The organism is Cellulosimicrobium sp. E-16 (assembly GCF_049913115.1).
Lineage (GTDB): Bacteria > Actinomycetota > Actinomycetes > Actinomycetales > Cellulomonadaceae > Cellulosimicrobium.
The window spans coordinates 2,414,881-2,432,647 of sequence record NZ_CP183974.1; the positions used below are offsets into that span (position 1 = coordinate 2,414,881).

Genomic DNA, 17,767 nt, shown 5'->3' on the forward strand with positions numbered 1-17,767 from the left:
GCGGGGGTCCGCCGATCGTCCGGGACGGGGCGGCGCGCCCTCCCTCCCGGTAGAGCCGGTCCGCGTCTCGCACCCATCCCGGGTCCCGGACCGCGCGAGGGAGACCACGATGGCGAGGTTCCGGATCGGGACGTTCAACGTCGAGAACCTGTTCGAGCGCCCGCGCGCGATGGCGGGCCCCCTCACCGGCGGCAACCCGGTCCTGGCGGCGCACGCCCGGGTCAACGCGCTGATCGCCGAGGAGCAGTACGGACCGGACGTGCGGGCGGAGATCCTGCAGCACCTGGAGACTCTGGGCCTGCTGCGGTCCGACTCCGCGGCGCTCGCGGTGCTGCGCCAGGTGCGCGGCCGGCTCGTGCGCCGCACGGGCTCCCAGGCGGCGGGCACGGCGCGCACCGAGGTCGTCGCGACCGGGCGCGGCGACTGGGTCGGCTGGGTCGACCTCGTCAAGGACCGGGTCGACGAGCTCGCCATGACGCACACCGCCCGCGTCGTCTCCGACGTCGACGCCGACGTCCTGGCCGTCGTCGAGGCGGAGAGCCGCGTCGCGCTCAAGCACTTCACGGACGCGGGCGTCGTCACGCGCGCCGGTCGCCCGGTCTACCCCCACGTCATGGTCATCGACGGCAACGACGACCGCGGGATCGACGTCGGGCTGCTCACGACCCGCCCGTACCGGATCGGGACCGTGCGCTCGCACGTCGACGACCGCGACTCGCGCGGGCGCCTCGTGTTCGGTCGCGACTGCCCGGAGTACGTGGTCGAGCTGCCCGGGGGCGGCACGCTCACGGTGCTCGTCAACCACTTCAAGTCCAAGGGCTACGGCACGCAGGCAGAGTCCGACGCGACCCGGCGCCGCCAGGCGACGCGCACCGCCGCGATCTACGCCGCGCTGCGCGCTCGTGGCGAGGAGAACGTCGTGGTCGTGGGCGACCTCAACGACACCCCGTCGTCCACCCCGCTGCGCCCGCTGCTGGAACGGACCGACCTGCGCGACGTGAGCGAGCACCCGGCGTTCCGCGGCGACGGGCGGCCGGGCACCTACGGCAACGGGACCGCGAGCCAGAAGATCGACTACGTGCTGCTGTCCCCCGCGCTGTTCGACCGCACCGTCGGCGGGTCGGTGTTCCGCATGGGCGTCTGGGGCGGCACGAGGGGGACGCTGTTCCCCCACTACGACACGATGACGTCGGCGACGCACGCCGCCTCCGACCACGCCGCGCTCTACGCCGACGTGGACCTCGGCTGAGGCGCGGCGTCGAACCGGATCGCGCCGGACACCACGACGTCGGCGCGCGACCGCGTCGACTCGACCAGGAGCGCGTTGCGCCCGTCGACCTCGTTCGCCCACGCGGTCGCGGCCTCGACCGTGCGCCCGTGGCGCGTGTGCCGCTCGACGAGGCGACGCTCGCGCTCACCGCCGTCCGTGCCGCAGAACCACGCCTCGTCGAGCAGGTCGCGCACCCGATCCCACGGCTCCTCGGGCACCAGGAGGTAGTTCCCCTCGACCACGACGACCGCGTGCGACGGCTCGACGGCGATCTCCCCGGCCACGGGCTCGTCGACCTCGCGGTGGAACGACGGCGCGTACACGGTCCGGTCGTGCTCCTCGCGCACGCGGCGCAGCAGGGCGACGAAGCCGTCGCCGTCGAACGTGTCGAGCGCGCCCTTGCGGTCGTGGCGGCCCAGCCGGTCGAGCGTCGCGTTCGCGAGGTGGAACCCGTCCATGGGCAGGTGCACCGCCTCCGGTCCGATCGCCTCCACGAGCCGGAGCGCGAGCGTCGTCTTGCCCGCCCCGGGGCTGCCCGCGATCCCGACGACGACCCGCCCGTCCGTCGACCGGTCCACGAGCGCGCGCACCCGCGCCAGGAGCGCGACGGCGTCCGTCACCTCGGGCGACGGCTCTGCGGCGACGGGCGGGTGCGGCGCGCGGCCCTTCTCGACGGTCATGGACACAGTGTCCCGTGCCCGTGGACGTGCCCGCGGCCACACCCTTCCTGGTGTCCGCGGTGTCGGGACCGATGAGTCGCCGGCCCGGGGCGGGTCTCACCCCTCGACCCAGGATCACGAACCCAGGAGGACGGCATGGCCACGGTGGTCGCAGGAGCGGCGGTGTCGCTCGACGGGTACGTCCAGGACGCCGACGGGAGCATCGAGGCGCTGTACGCGGACTTCGAGGAGCTGGCGAGCAGCACCTACCTGCGCGAGCTCCAGGAGCGCACCGGCGCCGTCCTCATGGGCCGGCGCACGTACGACATGGCCCCGGACCCCGACGGCTACGCGGACGGCTACGAGTTCCAGGTGCCGATCTTCGTCGTCACCCACACGCCGCCGCCGGTCGCGCCGAAGCGCAACGAGCGGCTGTGGGTCACGTTCGTGACGGACGGCGTCGAGTCGGCGGTCCGGCAGGCCCGCGACGCCGCGGGCGAGCGCGACGTGACCTTCATCGGCGGGGCCGACGTGTTCCGCCAGCTCTGGGCCGCCGGGCTCGTCGACGAGCTCGCGGTGGAGGTCATGCCGGTGCTCCTCGGGGGCGGCGTCCGGCTGTTCGACGGCGAGGCGCCCGCCGTGCTGGAGAAGGTGCGCGTCGACGAGCTCGGCGCGCGGACCGCGCTGCGCTACCGGGTCGTCCGGACCGCGGGTCCGACGGCCGGGCCGGCCTAGCTCAGGCGCTCGCCGGCACGACCTGGCCCGTCCCCTCGGGCGGACGGGCCGCGAGCGCCGCGACCGGGTCGCGCGCGAGGTCCGCGACCGGCAGCCCGGTCTCGCGGCTCAGCGCGCGCAGCAGGCCCGCCCGCGAGGCGTAGCCCGCGGCGTGGGCGGCGGCGTCGAGGTGCGACCCGCCGCGCAGTCGGGCGATCGCGACGTTGAGGTGGGCGCGCGTGCGCCAGCGGCCGAACGCGAGCCCGGTCTCCTCGACGAAGAGGCGCTGGACGTGCCGCGCGCTGGCGCGACGCCGGTCGGCGAGCTCGTCGAGGGTTGCGACGCCCCGGCGCGCCTCCTCCGCCACGGCCCGCGCGACGGGGTGCACGGGCAGCCGCAGGACGAAGTAGTCGCCCGCGAGCCCCTGCAGGACGTCCTCGAGCGCGGCGCGGAACGGTGCGACCTGCTCGGGCGTCGCCGGGGCCGCGCACAGGACGGCCGTGAGCACGGTGGTGAGGGCGGGCACGACGCCGAGGCGGTGGACGCGCGTCGACGGCTCGACCCCGGGCGAGAGCACGGGGCCGAGCGCCATCGAGTCGCCCGGGAGGCGCATCGCGTGCGGGACGCGCGGGGCGAGCCAGAGGTTCTCGTGCGTCCGCAGGGTCAGGGGCTCGCCGTCGACGACGAGCTCCGCGGTGCCGGCGACGACGTGGACGAGGTGCGGCTCGTCGTGGGCGTGGGTGTCGTGCCCGAGGAAACGGACGGAGTGCTCGGGGACGACGGCGCCCAGCGCGGTCGGGGTCATGCGCCCTCCTCTCCCCTGGGCTCGCAGGTCCAGGTCGCCGTGTCGTCTTCGGGACGGGTCGTGTCACGTTCGGACGCGGTTCGTCCGCCAGGTGTGGTTAGCCTAACCTCGCGAGGTGCGCCCCGGTACGCCGTGCGGCCCCCGCGTCCCTGCTGCCGAGTGTGAGGTTCCATGCTGTCGTCACGTCGCCCCGCCCGCCGTCCTCTCGCCGCGCTGAGCGCGCTCGTCGCCGCCGCGACGCTCGCGCTCGCGGGCTGCTCCGCCACCACGACGCCGTCTGACGCGGGCGCCGAGCCGTCCGCGGTGCCCGGCACGACCGCCTCCGAGACCGCGACCGAGCGGGTCGTGACGACCGACCAGGGCGACGTCACCGTCCCGGCCGACCCGCAGCGCGTCGTCGTGCTCAACCACGCCCTCGCCGGGTACCTCTACGCGCTCGACGTGCCGGTGCTCGCCACGGTCCCCGAGGTGACCGACGACCCGGACCCGAAGTTCTCCACGTTCTGGGCCGAGGAGGCCGAGGCCGACGGCACCGAGCTCATCGAGTGGAGCGCCGACGGCTACAACCTCGAGGCGATCCTCGCCCTCGAGCCCGACCTCATCGTGGGCGGCGGCTGGGGCTTCCCGCTCAAGCAGGCCACCGACGTCTACGACGGCCTGAGCCAGATCGCCCCGACCGTGCTCGTCAGCGGCACGTACACGACGTGGCAGGAGCAGTTCGCGTTCCTCGCGCAGGACGTGTTCGACGACGCCGCGACGTACGACGAGCTCGTCGCCGGGTACGACGCCCGGGTCGCCGAGGTGGCCGACGCGATCACCGTCCCCGAGGGCGAGACAGCCTTCCTGGCGCTGACGTCGGAGGGCAAGACGTTCGCGCTCATCGAGGGCGAGGCGCTGCCGAACACGTTCGCGGAGCTCGGCTTCGCGATCCAGCCGATCCAGGAGCAGACCGGCGCCGAGCCGTACACGCCCGGGGGCGACATGTTCGAGGTCTCGGCCGAGCAGGTGACGTCCGTGGTCAGCGCGCCGAACGTGTTCGTCATCGGGTTCAACGGCGCCGAGATCGACTTCGACGCCCTCGCCGCCGACCCGGTGTACGCCGGCCTGCCGTCGTTCGCGGCCGGCACGGCGCACGAGCTGCCCACGTGGACGATCCGCGGGGACTACCACGAGGCCATGGCCCTGCTCGACGTCGTCGAGGAGCAGTTCTCCTGATGGCCCAGCACCGCCTGCGCACGCACCCGCTGGTGCTGCGGCGCGTCGAGGTCGCGCGCGTCGTCGACGTCACGCCCCGCATGCGCCGGGTCACGCTCGTCGGGCCCGAGCTCGGGGCCTTCGAGCGCGACGGCCTGCCGATGCCCGCGTTCGACGCACCGTGGTTCGACGACCACGTGAAGATCGTGCTCGCGTCCGACGGCGACGTCGCCTCCGCCTTGCCCGCGCAGCGTGCGCACGGCATCGACTGGCCGCCCGCGCCGAACCGGCAGGGTCGCGACTACACGCCGCGCCGCTGGGACGCGGCGACGGGCGAGCTCGACCTCGACCTCGTGCTGCACGGCGACGGACCGGCCGCGGCGTGGGCCGAGTCCGCGCGCCCGGGCGACGAGCTGTGGTTCGTCGGCCCGAAGGCCTCGACCGTCTGGCCGGACGACGTCGACTGGGCCCTGCTCGCGGGCGACGAGACGGCGCTGCCGGCGATCGGGCGATTCCTCGACGAGCGACCGGTCGAGGTGCCCGTGCAGGTCGTCGTGACGATCGGTGCCGAGGCGGCCCGGCAGGACCTCACGCTGCGCGAGGGCGACACCGTGCGGTGGGTCGTCGCGCCGGAGGGCGACCGCGCCGCGCTCGACGAGGCCGTGCGCGCCCTGGAGTGGTGGCCCGGCCAGGTCTACGCGTGGGCGGCGAGCGAGAGCCGTGCGCTCCTGCCCGTGCGGCGCTACCTCACGCGCGAGCGCGCCGTGCCCCGCACGCACGTCGACGTCACGGGCTACTGGCACGCCGAGCCGGAGGCCGCCCCGGCACCGACCCAGGGGTCCGCGACCGAGGCGGAGCCGCAGGCCACGGGGGTCCCGTCACCCGTGCCCTGGTTCGCGACCCGCGCCGCGCTGCAGCTCGGCCTGCTCGACGAGCTCGGCGCGGGGCCGCGCGACGTCGCGACCCTCGCCGAGGTCACGCGTGTCGCGCCGGGCGCGGTGCGCGCCCTGGTGGGCGTGCTCGCGGCGGCGGGCGTCGTGATGCTCGACGGCGACAAGGTCGCCCTGGGCGACGCGGGCGAGGACCTCCTCGACGACGAGCACGAGCGCGAGGAGTACGAGGGGCTCGAGGCGGACGCCGTCCTCGCGCTCGCTGCGCTCGCCCCCGCGCTGCGCGACGGCGCACCGGCCTGGTCACGCGCGCGCGGCCGGTCCTTGCGCGCCGAGGTCGAGGCCGACGCCGACCGCGCCGCGGAGGTCGTCGAGGGCGCCGACGTGCTCCCGTACGTGCTCACGGGCCTCGGCACGTGGCCGGTCTGGGCGGACGCACGGTCCGTCGCGCTCGGCGGTCCCGGCGCGCTCGTCGTCGCGAACCTGCTCGCCGAGGTCCAGGGCGAACGCGCGACGACGCTCGTCGAGGACGCGGTCCCGCTCGGGGTCCTGCGCGAGCAGGCCGGGACCGGCTCAGCGCACGCCGCGGCCGAGACGTGGCCCGCGGCCGACGTCGCCGTGTGCGCGCTCGGGGCCGGCCACCGCACCGACGACGAGGTCGTCGACCTCCTCGTCGCGATGCGCGCCTCCGCGCCGCGCGCGGTCCTCGTCGAGGACTTCACGCCCGACGGGCTCAGCCCGCACGCGCACGAGCACGCCCTGCTCGCGCTGGCGACGACCGGTTCCGCGCCACGCTCGCCCGACGACGTCGCCCGGCTCGCGGAGCGCGCGGGCTGGCGCGTCGCACGGCACGAGGCGCTCGGCTGGGGTGTCGAACGGGTCGAGCTCGTGGCCGAGCACGCCTCACGCGCATCTCGTCGGTAGCGCAGCAGCAGCGCCGATGCGAGTCGCGAGGGGGGTCGCCCAGCGCTCATGGCGCGTTGCCGACAAAGACCGCCCCACGGTCGTGCGGCTCTTCGGTCGTCACCAGCATTGGTGAGCTCTCTACTCGCTCTGCCGAGCACTCCGTGGTCCACCGCGGCGCGTGGTCCTGACCGGGGCCATGACCTGGTTCCGCCTCTAGTCTCTCGTCATGGACAGTCAGTGGCCGGTGGAGCCCGAAGAACTCCCTGACGGGTCCTTGCGCGCGCCGGATGACGTCGTCTATCGCCGCACCCCGCGGCGCGTCACCCGAAGGATCGGGAACGAGCTGCTCGCCGCCGGCGCCATCGTGGTCATCGACGTCTACCCCGAAGGCCTCACGTTCTACATCGGCGATGCGGCACGTGCGGCCTGGGAGGACGTCGCGCCGCGCCTGGTCACCGGACGACGGACCGATGCGCACGACATCCAATGGGTCGGTCATGTCTGGGAATCAGAGGAGGGCCGTCAGTTGATGCGCTTCGACGGCGAGCACTAGTACCAGCACACTCCCGAATCGATGACACCGGAGCAGCGGACGCCCTCGCCTCGCCGTCGCTACGACACGCGACGAGCACTCACCCGCGCCGCCCCTGGCCGGTTCCCGGTCCGTAGACTCGGGCGATGAGTCTTCTCGCTGCTGAGCATGCGCTCCAGGCCGCCCAGCGTGCCGGTGACGTCGGTGCGCTGGACGCGTTGCTGCACCCCCGGTGCGTGGGCGTCGGGCCGGACGGGTCCGTCTTCTCCAAGGAGGACGACCTGGAGAGCCACCGCTCGGGCCTGCTGCGGATCACCCGCCTGGAGGAGGAGTCCTTAGACGTCCAGGAGGACGTCGCGAGCGGGGTGACCCGGCTGGTCGCGGCCGTCGAGGCGATCCAGGGTGGCGCCGCTGTCTCCGCACGGCTGACCTACACGCGCCTCTGGGTGCGGACGGACGACGGGTGGCGGGTCCTGGCTGCGACGCTCGCACCCGCCACAGCGCCCGCCTGAACCAGGTCTGGCGTCATCCGCCGGTGAACATGGTGATGGTCAGCGGTGCATCGACGTCGTCGCACGCGCCGCCGAGGTCACCTTCGGCGTCGTCCCACTCCGGGGAGTGCACACCGGTCGACTCCGCCGACGCCCCGGACGTGACCGGCGCGGCCTCTTGCAGCTCGCCGATCGCCGTCTGCACGGCGCTGTCACCGTCGGACGGCAGGCGATCGAGCACGCGGGTCGCCAGCCGGTACCAGCCGTCGTGCTCCTGCGCGCCCATGCGGCCGTCGGCCAGGCTGAGGTCAGCGTTCTCGAGGATGGTCAGCACGTCGCCGTAGGCGGTGCAGGCGGCAGCGTCCTCCGCAGTCTCGTCCCCAGCCGGGTCCTCGGCCTCCGCGACGGCCGGGGCGGCCTGCGGCGCGGCGTCGGCCTCACCGTCGCCGTCGCAGCCGCCCAGGACCACGGCGCCCAGCGCCGCCGTCGTCACCACTGCCCACCGCTTCGCTCGCACCTGCGCACGCTCCCGACGTCGATTCCTGAGGGGTGACGACTGACGGCGAGAGTCTGCCGCGACAACGCCGGGACGTCGAGAGACACGCCGAGCGCACCCGGCACCCGGTCGGCACGGCGCCCCCAGCGCGCCGTGCCGACCGGTCCCCTCGTCACCCCCGTGACCTCGTCGTCACGACCGGGCGTCTCAGCCGACCGCGTGGAACGGACCCCACGGCCCTGCGCCCGGCTCCTGCCCGCGCGACCACCACTGCGCGACCCACACCGCGCCGTCGTGCACGACCGCGTCACCCGCCCGGAACACGCGCGTCGAGGTCCAGACCGGCACACCGCGCCCGTCGGTGGCCAGCTCCTCCCACGGTCCCCACACCGCGCCCGGCGTCGTTCCCCGCGCGTACCACTGGGCGCGGAACACCGCGCCGTCGTGGACGACGACGTCGCCCGCGCCGTACGTCGTGTGCGGGTCGTAGGCCGGGGCGTCGACCGGGCCGAGACGACCCGCGCCCGCCGACGACCGCACGATCGCGGGCACGGCCCACGTCGGGTCGATGCTCCCGTGCCGGGTCGGCGTCCAGCGCGCCTCGTCGGCGAGCCGGTCGGCCTCCGCCACCGAGGCGTTGTAGGCCGCGAGGAGGTCGACGGGCTCGCCGTTCACCGTCGAGCCCGTCTCGAACAGCCGCTCGCCCTTGTACCGGCCGATGACCCGCGCCGGGTCGACGCCCGGGGCGAGCTCGAACGCGTTGTTCTCGGCGTAGATGCTCGAGTCGACGCCGGCGCCCCAGTAGTACTGGAAGATGCCCTCGCGCGTCTGCTCGTAGAGCTCGTTGTAGACGTGCACGTCGCCGAAGCGCACGCGCGGGGCGCGCTGCCCGACGTCGGTCCACCGGTTGTGGTGGTACGTCACCTTGTGCTTGCCCGCGTCCTGGGTCCGGCTGTCCGAGGAGCCGAGGATCGCCGTCTTGTCGTGGTCGGAGAAGTGGTTGTAGGAGACGGTCACGTGGTCCGAGCCGTGCGTGATGTCGAGCAGCCCGTCGTGGATCTCGTACGGGCGGCCGAACACCGTCGAGAGCGACGAGGGCGGGTGCTCGCCGTCGTCGAACGTGCTGTGGTCCACCCACACGTTCTCCGACGTCCACACCGACACGTTGTCGTACGCCGAGTTCCAGTTGCCGGCGTCGCCGTCGCCCGGGTCCCACGCGGGGAAGCAGTCGCGCGCGTCGGAGAACGTGACGTTGCGGACGATGACGTTGCGCGCGTCGCGGATCCGCAGGCTCGCGCCCACGAGCTGCGCGTCCGCGCCCAGGCCGACGATCGTCACGTTCGACCCGACGTGCTGGAGCGTGAGCGTCGCCTGCTCCGCGGCGGCGGCCACCCGCGCGTCCTCGAGCGGACCGGCCGGGTCCACCCACCCGTACGTCGCGGGGTCGTAGGCCGCGACGTAGTCGTCCATCGAGAACGGGTCGTCGCTCCCCGCGACGGGGACGGTCGCCGCGATGGTCTCGCAGGTCGTCCCGGCGAACGCGTCGATGCGTCCGTCGACGTACACGATGCGCGGCGTCGTGTCGGTCCGCGCCCCGGCCCCGCCCAGCGCGGCACGCAGCTCGTCCCAGGTGTCGACGACGTACACGTGCTCGGCGCTCGCCGCACTGCCGCCCGTGGTGCCGCCGTTGGCGGCGCCCCAGCCGTCGCTCGCGCCGAGCACCTGCCGCCCGAGGTCCGCCGCGCCGGGGCCGCCCGGGACCGCGCCGTCCCCTCCGGCGGCGTTCGGCGCTGCGCTGCTCGTCAGCGCGGTCCCCGTCACCGCCATCACGACCGCGGTCACCGCGGCCAGCGGGACTCTCACCCACCGTCCTGCCATCACCCAACTCCTTCGTCGGTGCGAGAAACCGGTTTCCCACCGGCGTCGCCGAGTCTGGCACACGGAGGACGGAAAGCGCTACCCCGTCGAGCTCTCGCCGCGCGCGGCCGCCGAACGGACGTCGCGAGCCCCGCTCCAGGCGCGTTCGGCGACGAAGGCCGCCGTGAGCGGCCCGACCACGAACGGCCACATCCCGAGCACGAGCGCCGCGGCACTCTCACCCGCGCCGAGCGTCGACAGGGCCAGGGTGCCGAGGAGGTTCGGGGCCACCGCGGCCGCGACGGCGACGCCGGCGATCGACCACAGGGGCAGCGGCAGCGTGCGGTCGAGGGGGTCGCGGGCCCGTCGCTGGGCGACGAGGATCCCGACGCTCGCGAGCCCGACGGCCGCCAGCGACACCCCCGCCACCAGCAGCACGGCCCCCGCACCGACGACCTCGACCTCGACCGGCGGGCTCCCCGAGCGCGTGGGCGGCTGGACCGACCAGACCAGGCCGCGCGACGGTGCGGCGAGCACCAGCAGGACGGCCGCCGCGACGCTCACCAGCCACACCACCCCAGCGCCGACCGCGATGCGCCGCGCCCGGGCGACCGCCCACCGCGCCGCGGCGACGCGCGCCGCCCGCGCCGATGCGCGCCGCTCACCCCGACGGGGTCGTCCTCGTGACACCACGGGCACAGTGTGCCGTGCGCCGGCACCGTGACGTCGCACGCGCGGAGGTCACCCGCGCGCGGACCGGCGCGCCAGGCCCGGGGCGGCGAGAGCGACGAGGACGGCGGTCGCGGCGGCGAAGACCACGACCATGAGGCGCAGCGGCTCGACGGTCAGCGAGAGTCCGAGGAGCAGCACCGGGACGGCGAGCCCGACGTAGGCGACGAGGAAGACCCCCGCGAGCACCTCGCCGCGCCGGTGCGGCTCGGCGAGCGACCCCGCCGTCGCGAGCGCGCCGCGGAAGAGGATGCCGACGCCCGCGCCCGCGACGACCGCGCTGGCGACGAAGCCGGGCAGCGACGCGAACCCGACCGACGCGGCGAGGACAACGAGCCCGGTCAGGGTGAGCCCGACCGCGAGCGTCACCTGCCGCGCCGGGGCGAGCCGCCCGGAGGCGAGCTGGGCGAGGGCGGCGGACGCGAACACCGCGGCGGACACGAGACCCGCGACGAGTCGCGAGTCCTCGTGCATGACCGTCGCGAGCACGCTCGGCGTGAGCGACGTGAAGAGCCCGAAGACGGCGAAGCCGGCGAACGCGGCCGCCGCCGCGGCGACGAACGTGCCGCGCCCGGACTGCGGCACCGCGACGCGCTGCGGGCGGTACGCGTACGGGCCGACCGATGGCGCGACCGTCTCGGGGACGAGCGCGGCGGCGAGGACCGCGGCGGCGAGCAGGACGGCGAACGCGACGTACGGCGTCGTGAGCGGAGCGGGTGCGGCCTGGGCCAGGAGTCCGCCGACGAGCGGGCCGAGCGCGAGGCCGCCGATGTTCGCCAGGCCGGCGACCGCGCTCGCGTCGCGCGGCCCGTCCGGGCGCGCGACGGCGCGCAGCTCGGCGAGGTGCGCCGTCGCCGTCGCGGTGACGGCGCCGATCCCCGCTCCGGAGACGAGCCGCGCGACCACGAGCCCACCCAGCCCGTCGAGCGCGAGGAAGAGCAGCGCCGCGACGAGCTCGGCCGCGAGGCCGAGGAGCAGCACGCGCCGGCGCCCGAACCGGTCGCTGAGGTGGCCGACGAGGTAGAGGCTCGCCGCGACGCCGACCGCGTAGGCGGCGAAGACGACGGTCACGGCGACCGTGGGGAGCCCGTCGCGCACCTGGTAGAGGGGGTAGAGCGGGGTCGGGACCGTCGAGAACGCCATCGCCGTGGCGAACGCGAGCGCCACGACGAGGAACCCGGAGCCGTGGGAGACGAGCGGGCGCCGTCGGGCTGCCCGCGGGGCGGTTCCGGCGAGGCCCGGGGTGCGCGTCGAGGTGGTGGTCATGCGCACCACCGTGGGCCCGGTCGGCTGATCGTGTCCAACGACTTGTGTCGATACGTCTGATCGCCTTCACCGATTATTGGGTAGCCTCGCCCCATGGAGACGCGCCAGCTCGAGTACTTCGTCGCCGTCGCGGAGGAGCTGAGCTTCACGCGCGCGGCGGCCCGCGTGTTCGCGGTGCAGTCGAGCGTGTCCGCGGGGGTGCGGGCGCTCGAGGCCGAGCTGGGCGCCCGGCTGTTCGAACGCACCAAGCGCGCCGTCACGCTCACCTCGCAGGGCGAGGCGCTGCTCCCCCGGGCCCGCGCGGTCCTCGACGCCGTCGACGAGGCGCGCGCCGCCGTCGCGCCCGGCCCGCACCTCGTGCGTGGCACCGTCCGCCTCGGGGTCTTCACCAACCTCGGCTACCTCGGCCTGCCGCGCGTGCTGGCGGCGTTCCGCGAGCGCCACCCGGGCGTGGAGCTGCGCCTGACGCCGAGCCCCGCCGGCTCGACCGGTCTCGGGGAGGACGTGCGCCGGGGGGTCGTCGACGTCGCGTTCACGGGGCTGGACCCGCAGGACCATCCGGGCCTGCGGTACACGCGCCTGACGTCGGCGACGTTCGTCGCGGTCCTGCCCGCCGGGCACGCGCTCGCGGGGGCGGCGTCGGTCACGCCGGGCGACCTGGCCGACGAGCGCGTCGTGACGACGCCGCGCGGGTTCGGCAACCGCGTGGTCGCCGAGCGCGCGTTCGCGCACGCGGGCGTCGCGCCGCGCGCCGACACGGAGGTCGCGGACGTCGGGGACCTGCCCGCGTTCGTCGCCGCGGGGTTCGGGGTCGCGGTGGTACCGGCCGACATGTACGAGCCCTCCGACGGCGCGGTCGCGGTCCCGCTCGACGCGCCCGAGACATGGTCCCTCGGGCTCGTGACCCGGCCGCACCCGAGCGCGGCTGCCGCGGCTCTGGTGGCCGGGCTCGTGCACGCGCTCGGGAGTGCGCCGACGCCGCGCTGACAGGGGTCGCTGATAGCATCGGCACGTGCTCATCGAGGTCGACAGACTCTAGCCGCCGAGCCGTCGGCGGCCCGTCCCAGCGCACCCTCCCGCCCCCGGCTCCGTGACGGAGCCCCGTTGGGCGGCCCCTCCCGGCTCGTGCCGTGGACCTGTCGTGCCTGGACCCGCCGCACCGCTCCCGCGCCGCTCTGTCCTTTCCCGGCACGACCCTGCCCGCACCACCGCGGGCACGAGGAGCACCTCATGTCCACCCTGCACCGCTCCGCGGTGACCCTGACCGATCTCTCGTTCGAGTGGCCCGACGGCACCATCGCGCTCTCGCACCTCACTGGCACGTTCGGCACCGGCCGCACGGGCCTCGTCGGCGACAACGGCGCCGGCAAGTCCACCCTCCTGCGCCTCGTCGCGGGCCTGCTCACCCCGACGTCCGGGCGCGTCACCACGACCGGCGACGTCGCCTACCTGCCCCAGACCCTCACCCTCGGCCGGGACGCGAGCGTCGCGCGCCTCCTCGGCATCGACGGCACGCTCGCCGCGCTGCGCGCCATCGAGTCCGGGGACGTCGACGTGCGCCACTTCGACGCCGTCGGCGACGACTGGGACGTCGAGGCACGCGCCGCGCAGGCGCTCGCCGAGATCGGGCTCGACGGCGTGGGCCTCGACCGGCGCGTGGGCGAGCTGTCCGGCGGCGAGGCGATGCTCGTCGCGATCAGCGGGCTGCGCGTGCGGCGCAGCGCCATCACGCTGCTCGACGAGCCGACCAACAACCTCGACCGTGGCACCCGGGCGCGGCTCGCGGCGCTCGTCGACGACTGGCCCGGGACGCTCGTCGTCGTGAGCCACGACCTCGACCTGCTCGAGCACATGGACGAGACGGCGGAGCTGCACGCCGGCCGCCTCACCACCTTCGGCGGTCCGTACAGCGCGTGGCGCGACCAGCTCGACGCGGACCAGGCCGCCGCGGCACAGGCCGCACGGACCGCCGAGCAGACGCTCCGGGCCGAGAAGCGCCAGCGCGTCGAGGCCGAGACCAAGCTCGCACGCCGCGAGCGGACGGCGCGCACCGCGCAGGCGAACCGCACCGGGTCACGCATCTCCATGGGGCTGCGCGCGTCCGCCGCGCAGGTGTCCGCCGGCTCGATGCGCCAAGGCCTGGACGCCAAGGTCCAGGCCGCGCAGGACGCGCTCGACGCCGCGGCGGCCCGCGTGCGCGACGACGAGCGCGTGCACCTCGTGCTCCCCGACCCGGACGTGCCGCGCGGCCGGCGCCTCGCCGAGCTGCGCGGGACGAACCGGACGGTCGTCGTGCAGGGGCCCGAGCGCGTCGCGCTCGTCGGCGCGAACGGGACCGGCAAGACGACGCTCCTGGCGAACCTGCTCGCCGGACGCGCACCGGAGCCGGGGCGGGCCGGCGGCGCGCTCCTCACCGACCGCGTCGGCTACCTGCCCCAGCGGCTGGACGGGCTCGACGACGCCCGGAGCGCGCTCGAGAACGTGCGCGACGGGGCACCGGGCGCGGCCCCGGGCGCGATCCGCAACCAGCTCGCGCGCCTGCTGCTGCGCGGCTCGAGCGTCGACCGCCCGGTGTCGACGCTGTCGGGCGGCGAGCGGTTCCGCGTCTCGCTCGCGCGGCTCCTGCTCGCCGAGCCGCCCGCCCAGCTCCTCGTGCTCGACGAGCCGACGAACAACCTCGACGTGCGCAGCGTGGACCGGCTCGTCGAGGCCCTGTCCGGCTACGCCGGTGCGCTGCTCGTCGTCAGTCACGACGACGGCTTCCTCGCCCGGCTCGGGGTCGACGCGGTGCTCGAGCTCGACCACGACGGCGCGCTCCACGACGCGCCCGTGCCCGCCCCTGCGCCGACGAGCTGAGAGCCGGTCCGGGGGCGCCCGCTCGCCGGGACGCCCCCGGGCGCCGACGATGGACCGAGGGCGCGGCAGGGCCGCCGCCGAGGGACCGGGCACCGACCGGAGGGTGCGCCCATGGGCTGGTACACCGAGCACGTCGTCGACACCGGGCGCGCGCCGGCGCTGTTCGCGCTCGTCGGGTTCGTCGTGACGTTCGTCCTCGTGCGGTCGGTCACGCGCCGGATCCGTGCGCGCGGCGAGACGGACCGCCCGCCCTCCCCCGCCACCGGCCAGGGCGCGCGGCGGCGCACCCTCCTGGGCGACGTCTCCATCGGAGGCGTCCACGTGCACCACCAGGTCTGGGGCATCCTGCTCGTGCTCCTCACCGGCATGCTCGAGTTCCGGTACTCCCCCGGCCACCCGTGGTCGGAGGTGCTGGCGCTCCTGTTCGGGGCGGGGGCCGCGCTCGCGCTGGACGAGTTCGCGCTGTGGCTGTACGTCGACGACGTCTACTGGTCCGAGGAGGGGCAGCGCTCGATCGACGCGATCCTCGTGGGCGGCGCGATCGGGGGCGCGCTGCTCCTGTCCGCCTCGCCGGTCGGCGTCACGTCGGACGGTTCGCAGAGCGGCTGGGTCGCCTACACGGTGACGGTCGTCGTCCACCTGGCGCTCGCGCTCGTGTGCATCCTCAAGGGCAAGCTCGCGACGGGGCTCGTCGGGATCGTGGTCCCGGTGGTCGCGCTCGTCGGAGCGGTCCGCCTCGCCAAGCCGCCGTCGTTCTGGGCGCGACGGCGGTACGCGCACCGGCCGCACCGCCTCGCCCGCGCGCAGGCACGGTTCGGTGCCCGCTACCAGGCGCGGTGGGAGCGGGTGCGCACCCTCGTGGGCGGCCGCGCCGACGACGACCCGCCGCGGCCGGCGGCGTAGCGCGGGCTCAGGCGAGGTCGGGCGCGTCCCGCACGACCGCGGCCATCGCCGCCGTGGCAGCGGCGTCGGCGTCGGCGTACGGCCAGTCCGGGCTCGCGGCGCGCGCGTGGTCGTTGAGCGCGCCCAGCACGGCGAGCGCGCGCGCACCCACCTGACGGGCCTGCGGCGTGAGGCCGCCCCGGATCTTGAGCTGACCGAGCACGATCGCGACCTGTGCCCGGGCCTCCGCCGCGAGAGCCGCCTCGTCGAGCGTGCCGGAACGGAGCCCCTCGGACGCGGCCTCGCGCCCGGCCGACCAGACGTCCTCCGGCACCCCGAGGTCCCACGCCGCGAGGAGCCCGTCGACGAACGCGGGCAGCGCGTCGTCGCGGCCGTCGGCCGCGTACCACTCCTCGAGGTCCCGCAGCGCGTCGTGCCCGGAGTCGTTGCCGAACGGCGAGAAGTCCTCGCCCTCGTCGTAGAACGGCACGGGCGCGAGGGACACGAACGCGGGGTGGCTCGTCGTGGGAGACAGGCCCTCGTCGCGGTCGTCGAGGTAGAGCGTCATGGTGGCGACCCTAGACCGCAGCGGGCTCCGTCGTCGCGCCGCGCCGCCGCCCGTCGAGGCGTCAGTCCCGGTTCCACCGCTCGAGCTTCGACGGGCTGAGCACGACCCACGCCTCGGCGACCCGGCCGGACCGCACCGCGACGCTCACGACGCCCGTCACGACGCCGTCCTGGCGCACCACGAGGCCGGCGACGCCGTTCACGGAGCGCGCCGTCACCTCGACACCCGGACCGGGGCGCAGGACGCGGCACATCGCGCGTGCCGTCTCGTCGACGCCCTCGACCACCCCGGGCGTCGCGGCGGCGCTGCCCGCCGCGTCGACCCACAGGGTCACCGCCGGGTCCAGCAGCCCGCGCACCTCGGCCCGGTCCACCGCCGCGGTCGCGCGCAGGAGCGCCTCGACGACGCGGTCGTGCGCCGCCCGGTCGGCCTCGCGCCGTGCCACCGCCCTGTCTCGCTGGGGCATGCCGCGCCTACGCGGTGAGCGCCGCGAGCTTCTGCGGATTCATCATCCACAGCACGCGGTCGATGCCGTCGGCCGTGGCCCGGACCGTGAGCACGGCGAAGAGCTGCCCGTCGTGCGAGAGCCGCACGGCCGGGTGGCCGTTGATGTCGGCGGGCTCCACGTCGACGCCCACCCAGAAGCGCGCCGCGAACGCGTGGTGGTACTTCGCGACGCGCGGGCGCCCCACGACCGGGAACTTCGACGCGCGGACCGCCCCGCCGCCGTCGGAGTAGGAGATCACGTCCTCGGCGAAGAGCTGTTCCAGGAGCGCGACGTCGCCCGCCTTGGCGGCGGCCACGAACGCGGTGAGCAGTCGGCGCTGGGCCTCAGGGGCGACCGGCGCGCGGCGCTCCTCGCCGAGGTGACGGCGCGCCCGGCTCACGAGCTGGCGCACGCTGGCCTGCGAGTGGCCGATGATCTCCGCGATCTGCTCGTACGGGTAGTCGAACGCCTCGCGCAGCACGTACGCCGCGCGCTCGGTCGGGGTGAGCTTCTCGAGCAGCATGAGCAGCGCGACCTCGAGCGCCTCGCCGCGCTCGGCGCCGAGCGTCGGGTCGGCGCTCGTGTCCACGGGCTCGGGAAGCCACGGGCCGATGTACGTCTCGCGGCGCACGCGCGCGGACTGCGCGACGTTGATCGCGAGCCGCGTCACCGTCGTCGTGAGGAACGCGTCCGGGTTGCGCACGGTCGAGCGGTCGTACGTCTGCCAGCGCACCCACGCGTCCTGGAGCACGTCGTCGGCCTCGGCCGCGCTGCCCAGGATCCGGTACGCGATCCCGAACAGCCTGCGCCGCGCCGCGCCGAACTGCTGCTCCGCCGTCGTCAGGTCCGCCGCTCGCTCGTCCACGTCCGCCATCCTCGCCCCGCCCTCGTGTCGCCGTCACCCCCGACCGCTCGGCCGGACGCCCTTCCCCCACCCGACCGGACAGGGCCGTGATCTGTGACAGGGCAGGACGCACCGTCGCGCACGGGTCCGGCGGCGGGTGGGACCAGCCGCGATCTGCTTGGCGCGTACCCGCAGAGGGCCGCCTGAAACCCGGTGCTCCCGCTCTTACCTCACGACTCGACCGGACCCGTCCGACGCGCGTCGTCCTGCTGCACCCGTTCGACCGCGCGAGCGCCCGGCCTGTGACACGACGTGGGCGGA

General features: G+C 75.3%; 18 protein-coding genes. 9 read left to right on the forward strand and 9 right to left on the reverse strand.

Annotated elements, in window-relative coordinates; all coding sequences use genetic code 11:
• The first annotated feature begins 109 nt into the window (after positions 1-109).
• On the forward strand, positions 110-1,249 hold the full coding sequence (locus tag ACN9MS_RS10760) for an endonuclease/exonuclease/phosphatase family protein (RefSeq protein WP_426308621.1): 1,140 nt from the start codon (positions 110-112) through the stop codon (positions 1,247-1,249).
• Here the strand turns inward: ACN9MS_RS10760 and ACN9MS_RS10765 are convergent.
• Positions 1,225-1,950: a nucleoside/nucleotide kinase family protein gene (locus ACN9MS_RS10765; RefSeq protein ID WP_426308622.1), complete on the reverse strand. Its 726-nt coding sequence runs from the start codon at positions 1,948-1,950 to the stop codon at positions 1,225-1,227. The two genes, ACN9MS_RS10760 and ACN9MS_RS10765, sit on opposite strands and share 25 nt — an antisense overlap.
• A gap of 135 nt (positions 1,951-2,085) precedes the next feature.
• On the opposite strand from ACN9MS_RS10765, the gene ACN9MS_RS10770 reads away from it, so the two are divergent.
• Positions 2,086-2,664, forward strand: a complete 579-nt coding sequence (locus ACN9MS_RS10770) for a dihydrofolate reductase family protein (protein ID WP_426308623.1) — start codon at positions 2,086-2,088, stop codon at positions 2,662-2,664.
• A gap of 1 nt (position 2,665) precedes the next feature.
• On the opposite strand, the gene ACN9MS_RS10775 is transcribed toward ACN9MS_RS10770, so the two are convergent.
• Positions 2,666-3,448, reverse strand: a complete 783-nt coding sequence (locus ACN9MS_RS10775; RefSeq protein WP_426308624.1) for a helix-turn-helix domain-containing protein — start codon at positions 3,446-3,448, stop codon at positions 2,666-2,668.
• A gap of 171 nt (positions 3,449-3,619) precedes the next feature.
• Here ACN9MS_RS10775 and ACN9MS_RS10780 point away from each other — a divergent pair, with 171 nt between their 5' ends.
• The 4 genes from ACN9MS_RS10780 to ACN9MS_RS10795 all read left to right on the forward strand — a co-directional run bounded on the left by ACN9MS_RS10780 (position 3,620) and on the right by ACN9MS_RS10795 (position 7,482).
• Entirely contained in the window at positions 3,620-4,663 is a 1,044-nt protein-coding gene (locus ACN9MS_RS10780) for an ABC transporter substrate-binding protein (RefSeq protein ID WP_426308625.1), read from the forward strand.
• Positions 4,663-6,456, forward strand: a complete 1,794-nt coding sequence (locus ACN9MS_RS10785) for a siderophore-interacting protein (RefSeq protein ID WP_426308626.1) — start codon at positions 4,663-4,665, stop codon at positions 6,454-6,456. Before ACN9MS_RS10780 ends, ACN9MS_RS10785 begins: the two co-directional genes overlap by 1 nt.
• 208 nt (positions 6,457-6,664) lie before the next feature.
• Positions 6,665-6,991, forward strand: a complete 327-nt coding sequence (locus ACN9MS_RS10790) for a hypothetical protein (RefSeq protein WP_426308627.1) — start codon at positions 6,665-6,667, stop codon at positions 6,989-6,991.
• Between the two features lie 125 nt (positions 6,992-7,116).
• Entirely contained in the window at positions 7,117-7,482 is a 366-nt protein-coding gene (locus ACN9MS_RS10795; RefSeq protein WP_426308628.1) for a nuclear transport factor 2 family protein, read from the forward strand.
• 13 nt (positions 7,483-7,495) lie between these two features.
• On the opposite strand, the gene ACN9MS_RS10800 is transcribed toward ACN9MS_RS10795, so the two are convergent.
• The 4 genes from ACN9MS_RS10800 to ACN9MS_RS10815 form a co-directional block, all read right to left on the reverse strand.
• Positions 7,496-7,978 (reverse strand): hypothetical protein, encoded by a 483-nt coding sequence (locus tag ACN9MS_RS10800; RefSeq protein WP_426308629.1) that lies wholly within the window; start codon positions 7,976-7,978, stop codon positions 7,496-7,498.
• Between the two features lie 186 nt (positions 7,979-8,164).
• On the reverse strand, positions 8,165-9,820 hold the full coding sequence (locus tag ACN9MS_RS10805; RefSeq protein WP_426308630.1) for a carbohydrate-binding protein: 1,656 nt from the start codon (positions 9,818-9,820) through the stop codon (positions 8,165-8,167).
• Positions 9,821-9,913: 93 nt separating this feature from the next.
• Positions 9,914-10,507 (reverse strand): hypothetical protein, encoded by a 594-nt coding sequence (locus ACN9MS_RS10810; RefSeq protein WP_426308631.1) that lies wholly within the window; start codon positions 10,505-10,507, stop codon positions 9,914-9,916.
• Between the two features lie 48 nt (positions 10,508-10,555).
• Complete coding sequence (locus tag ACN9MS_RS10815) at positions 10,556-11,809, reverse strand: MFS transporter (RefSeq protein ID WP_426308632.1); 1,254 nt, start codon at positions 11,807-11,809, stop codon at positions 10,556-10,558.
• A gap of 93 nt (positions 11,810-11,902) precedes the next feature.
• Between ACN9MS_RS10815 and ACN9MS_RS10820 the strand changes: the two genes are divergently transcribed.
• From ACN9MS_RS10820 to ACN9MS_RS10830, 3 genes are all read left to right on the forward strand, one after another.
• Positions 11,903-12,796 carry a LysR family transcriptional regulator gene (locus ACN9MS_RS10820; RefSeq protein ID WP_426308633.1) on the forward strand — a complete coding sequence of 298 codons (894 nt, stop codon included), beginning with the start codon at positions 11,903-11,905 and terminating at the stop codon, positions 12,794-12,796.
• Between the two features lie 243 nt (positions 12,797-13,039).
• Positions 13,040-14,665: an ATP-binding cassette domain-containing protein gene (locus ACN9MS_RS10825; protein WP_426308634.1), complete on the forward strand. Its 1,626-nt coding sequence runs from the start codon at positions 13,040-13,042 to the stop codon at positions 14,663-14,665.
• Positions 14,666-14,776: 111 nt separating this feature from the next.
• Complete coding sequence (locus tag ACN9MS_RS10830) at positions 14,777-15,568, forward strand: hypothetical protein (RefSeq protein ID WP_426308635.1); 792 nt, start codon at positions 14,777-14,779, stop codon at positions 15,566-15,568.
• 7 nt (positions 15,569-15,575) lie between these two features.
• Here the strand turns inward: ACN9MS_RS10830 and ACN9MS_RS10835 are convergent, their stop codons facing one another.
• The 3 genes from ACN9MS_RS10835 to ACN9MS_RS10845 form a co-directional block, all read right to left on the reverse strand.
• Positions 15,576-16,115 (reverse strand): hypothetical protein, encoded by a 540-nt coding sequence (locus ACN9MS_RS10835; RefSeq protein ID WP_426308636.1) that lies wholly within the window; start codon positions 16,113-16,115, stop codon positions 15,576-15,578.
• A 61-nt stretch (positions 16,116-16,176) separates the two neighbouring features.
• The gene (locus tag ACN9MS_RS10840; RefSeq protein WP_426308637.1) at positions 16,177-16,581 is read right to left on the reverse strand and encodes a hypothetical protein; all 405 of its coding nucleotides are present in this window, start codon (positions 16,579-16,581) and stop codon (positions 16,177-16,179) included.
• Positions 16,582-16,588: 7 nt separating this feature from the next.
• The gene (locus ACN9MS_RS10845; protein WP_426308638.1) at positions 16,589-17,467 is read right to left on the reverse strand and encodes an RNA polymerase sigma-70 factor; all 879 of its coding nucleotides are present in this window, start codon (positions 17,465-17,467) and stop codon (positions 16,589-16,591) included.
• Positions 17,468-17,767 lie beyond the last annotated feature (300 nt).

Bases quoted from the DNA above. Each gene is read 5' to 3' on its own strand.
- ACN9MS_RS10760 (WP_426308621.1), top strand. From the start codon at position 110: ATGGCGAGGTTCCGGATCGGGACGTTCAACGTCGAGAACCTGTTCGAG.
- ACN9MS_RS10765 (WP_426308622.1), bottom strand. From the start codon at position 1,950: ATGACCGTCGAGAAGGGCCGCGCGCCGCACCCGCCCGTCGCCGCAGAG.
- ACN9MS_RS10770 (WP_426308623.1), top strand. From the start codon at position 2,086: ATGGCCACGGTGGTCGCAGGAGCGGCGGTGTCGCTCGACGGGTACGTC.
- ACN9MS_RS10775 (WP_426308624.1), bottom strand. From the start codon at position 3,448: ATGACCCCGACCGCGCTGGGCGCCGTCGTCCCCGAGCACTCCGTCCGT.
- ACN9MS_RS10780 (WP_426308625.1), top strand. From the start codon at position 3,620: ATGCTGTCGTCACGTCGCCCCGCCCGCCGTCCTCTCGCCGCGCTGAGC.
- ACN9MS_RS10785 (WP_426308626.1), top strand. From the start codon at position 4,663: ATGGCCCAGCACCGCCTGCGCACGCACCCGCTGGTGCTGCGGCGCGTC.
- ACN9MS_RS10790 (WP_426308627.1), top strand. From the start codon at position 6,665: ATGGACAGTCAGTGGCCGGTGGAGCCCGAAGAACTCCCTGACGGGTCC.
- ACN9MS_RS10795 (WP_426308628.1), top strand. From the start codon at position 7,117: ATGAGTCTTCTCGCTGCTGAGCATGCGCTCCAGGCCGCCCAGCGTGCC.
- ACN9MS_RS10815 (WP_426308632.1), bottom strand. From the start codon at position 11,809: ATGACCACCACCTCGACGCGCACCCCGGGCCTCGCCGGAACCGCCCCG.
- ACN9MS_RS10820 (WP_426308633.1), top strand. From the start codon at position 11,903: ATGGAGACGCGCCAGCTCGAGTACTTCGTCGCCGTCGCGGAGGAGCTG.
- ACN9MS_RS10825 (WP_426308634.1), top strand. From the start codon at position 13,040: ATGTCCACCCTGCACCGCTCCGCGGTGACCCTGACCGATCTCTCGTTC.
- ACN9MS_RS10830 (WP_426308635.1), top strand. From the start codon at position 14,777: ATGGGCTGGTACACCGAGCACGTCGTCGACACCGGGCGCGCGCCGGCG.
- ACN9MS_RS10835 (WP_426308636.1), bottom strand. From the start codon at position 16,115: ATGACGCTCTACCTCGACGACCGCGACGAGGGCCTGTCTCCCACGACG.
- ACN9MS_RS10840 (WP_426308637.1), bottom strand. From the start codon at position 16,581: ATGCCCCAGCGAGACAGGGCGGTGGCACGGCGCGAGGCCGACCGGGCG.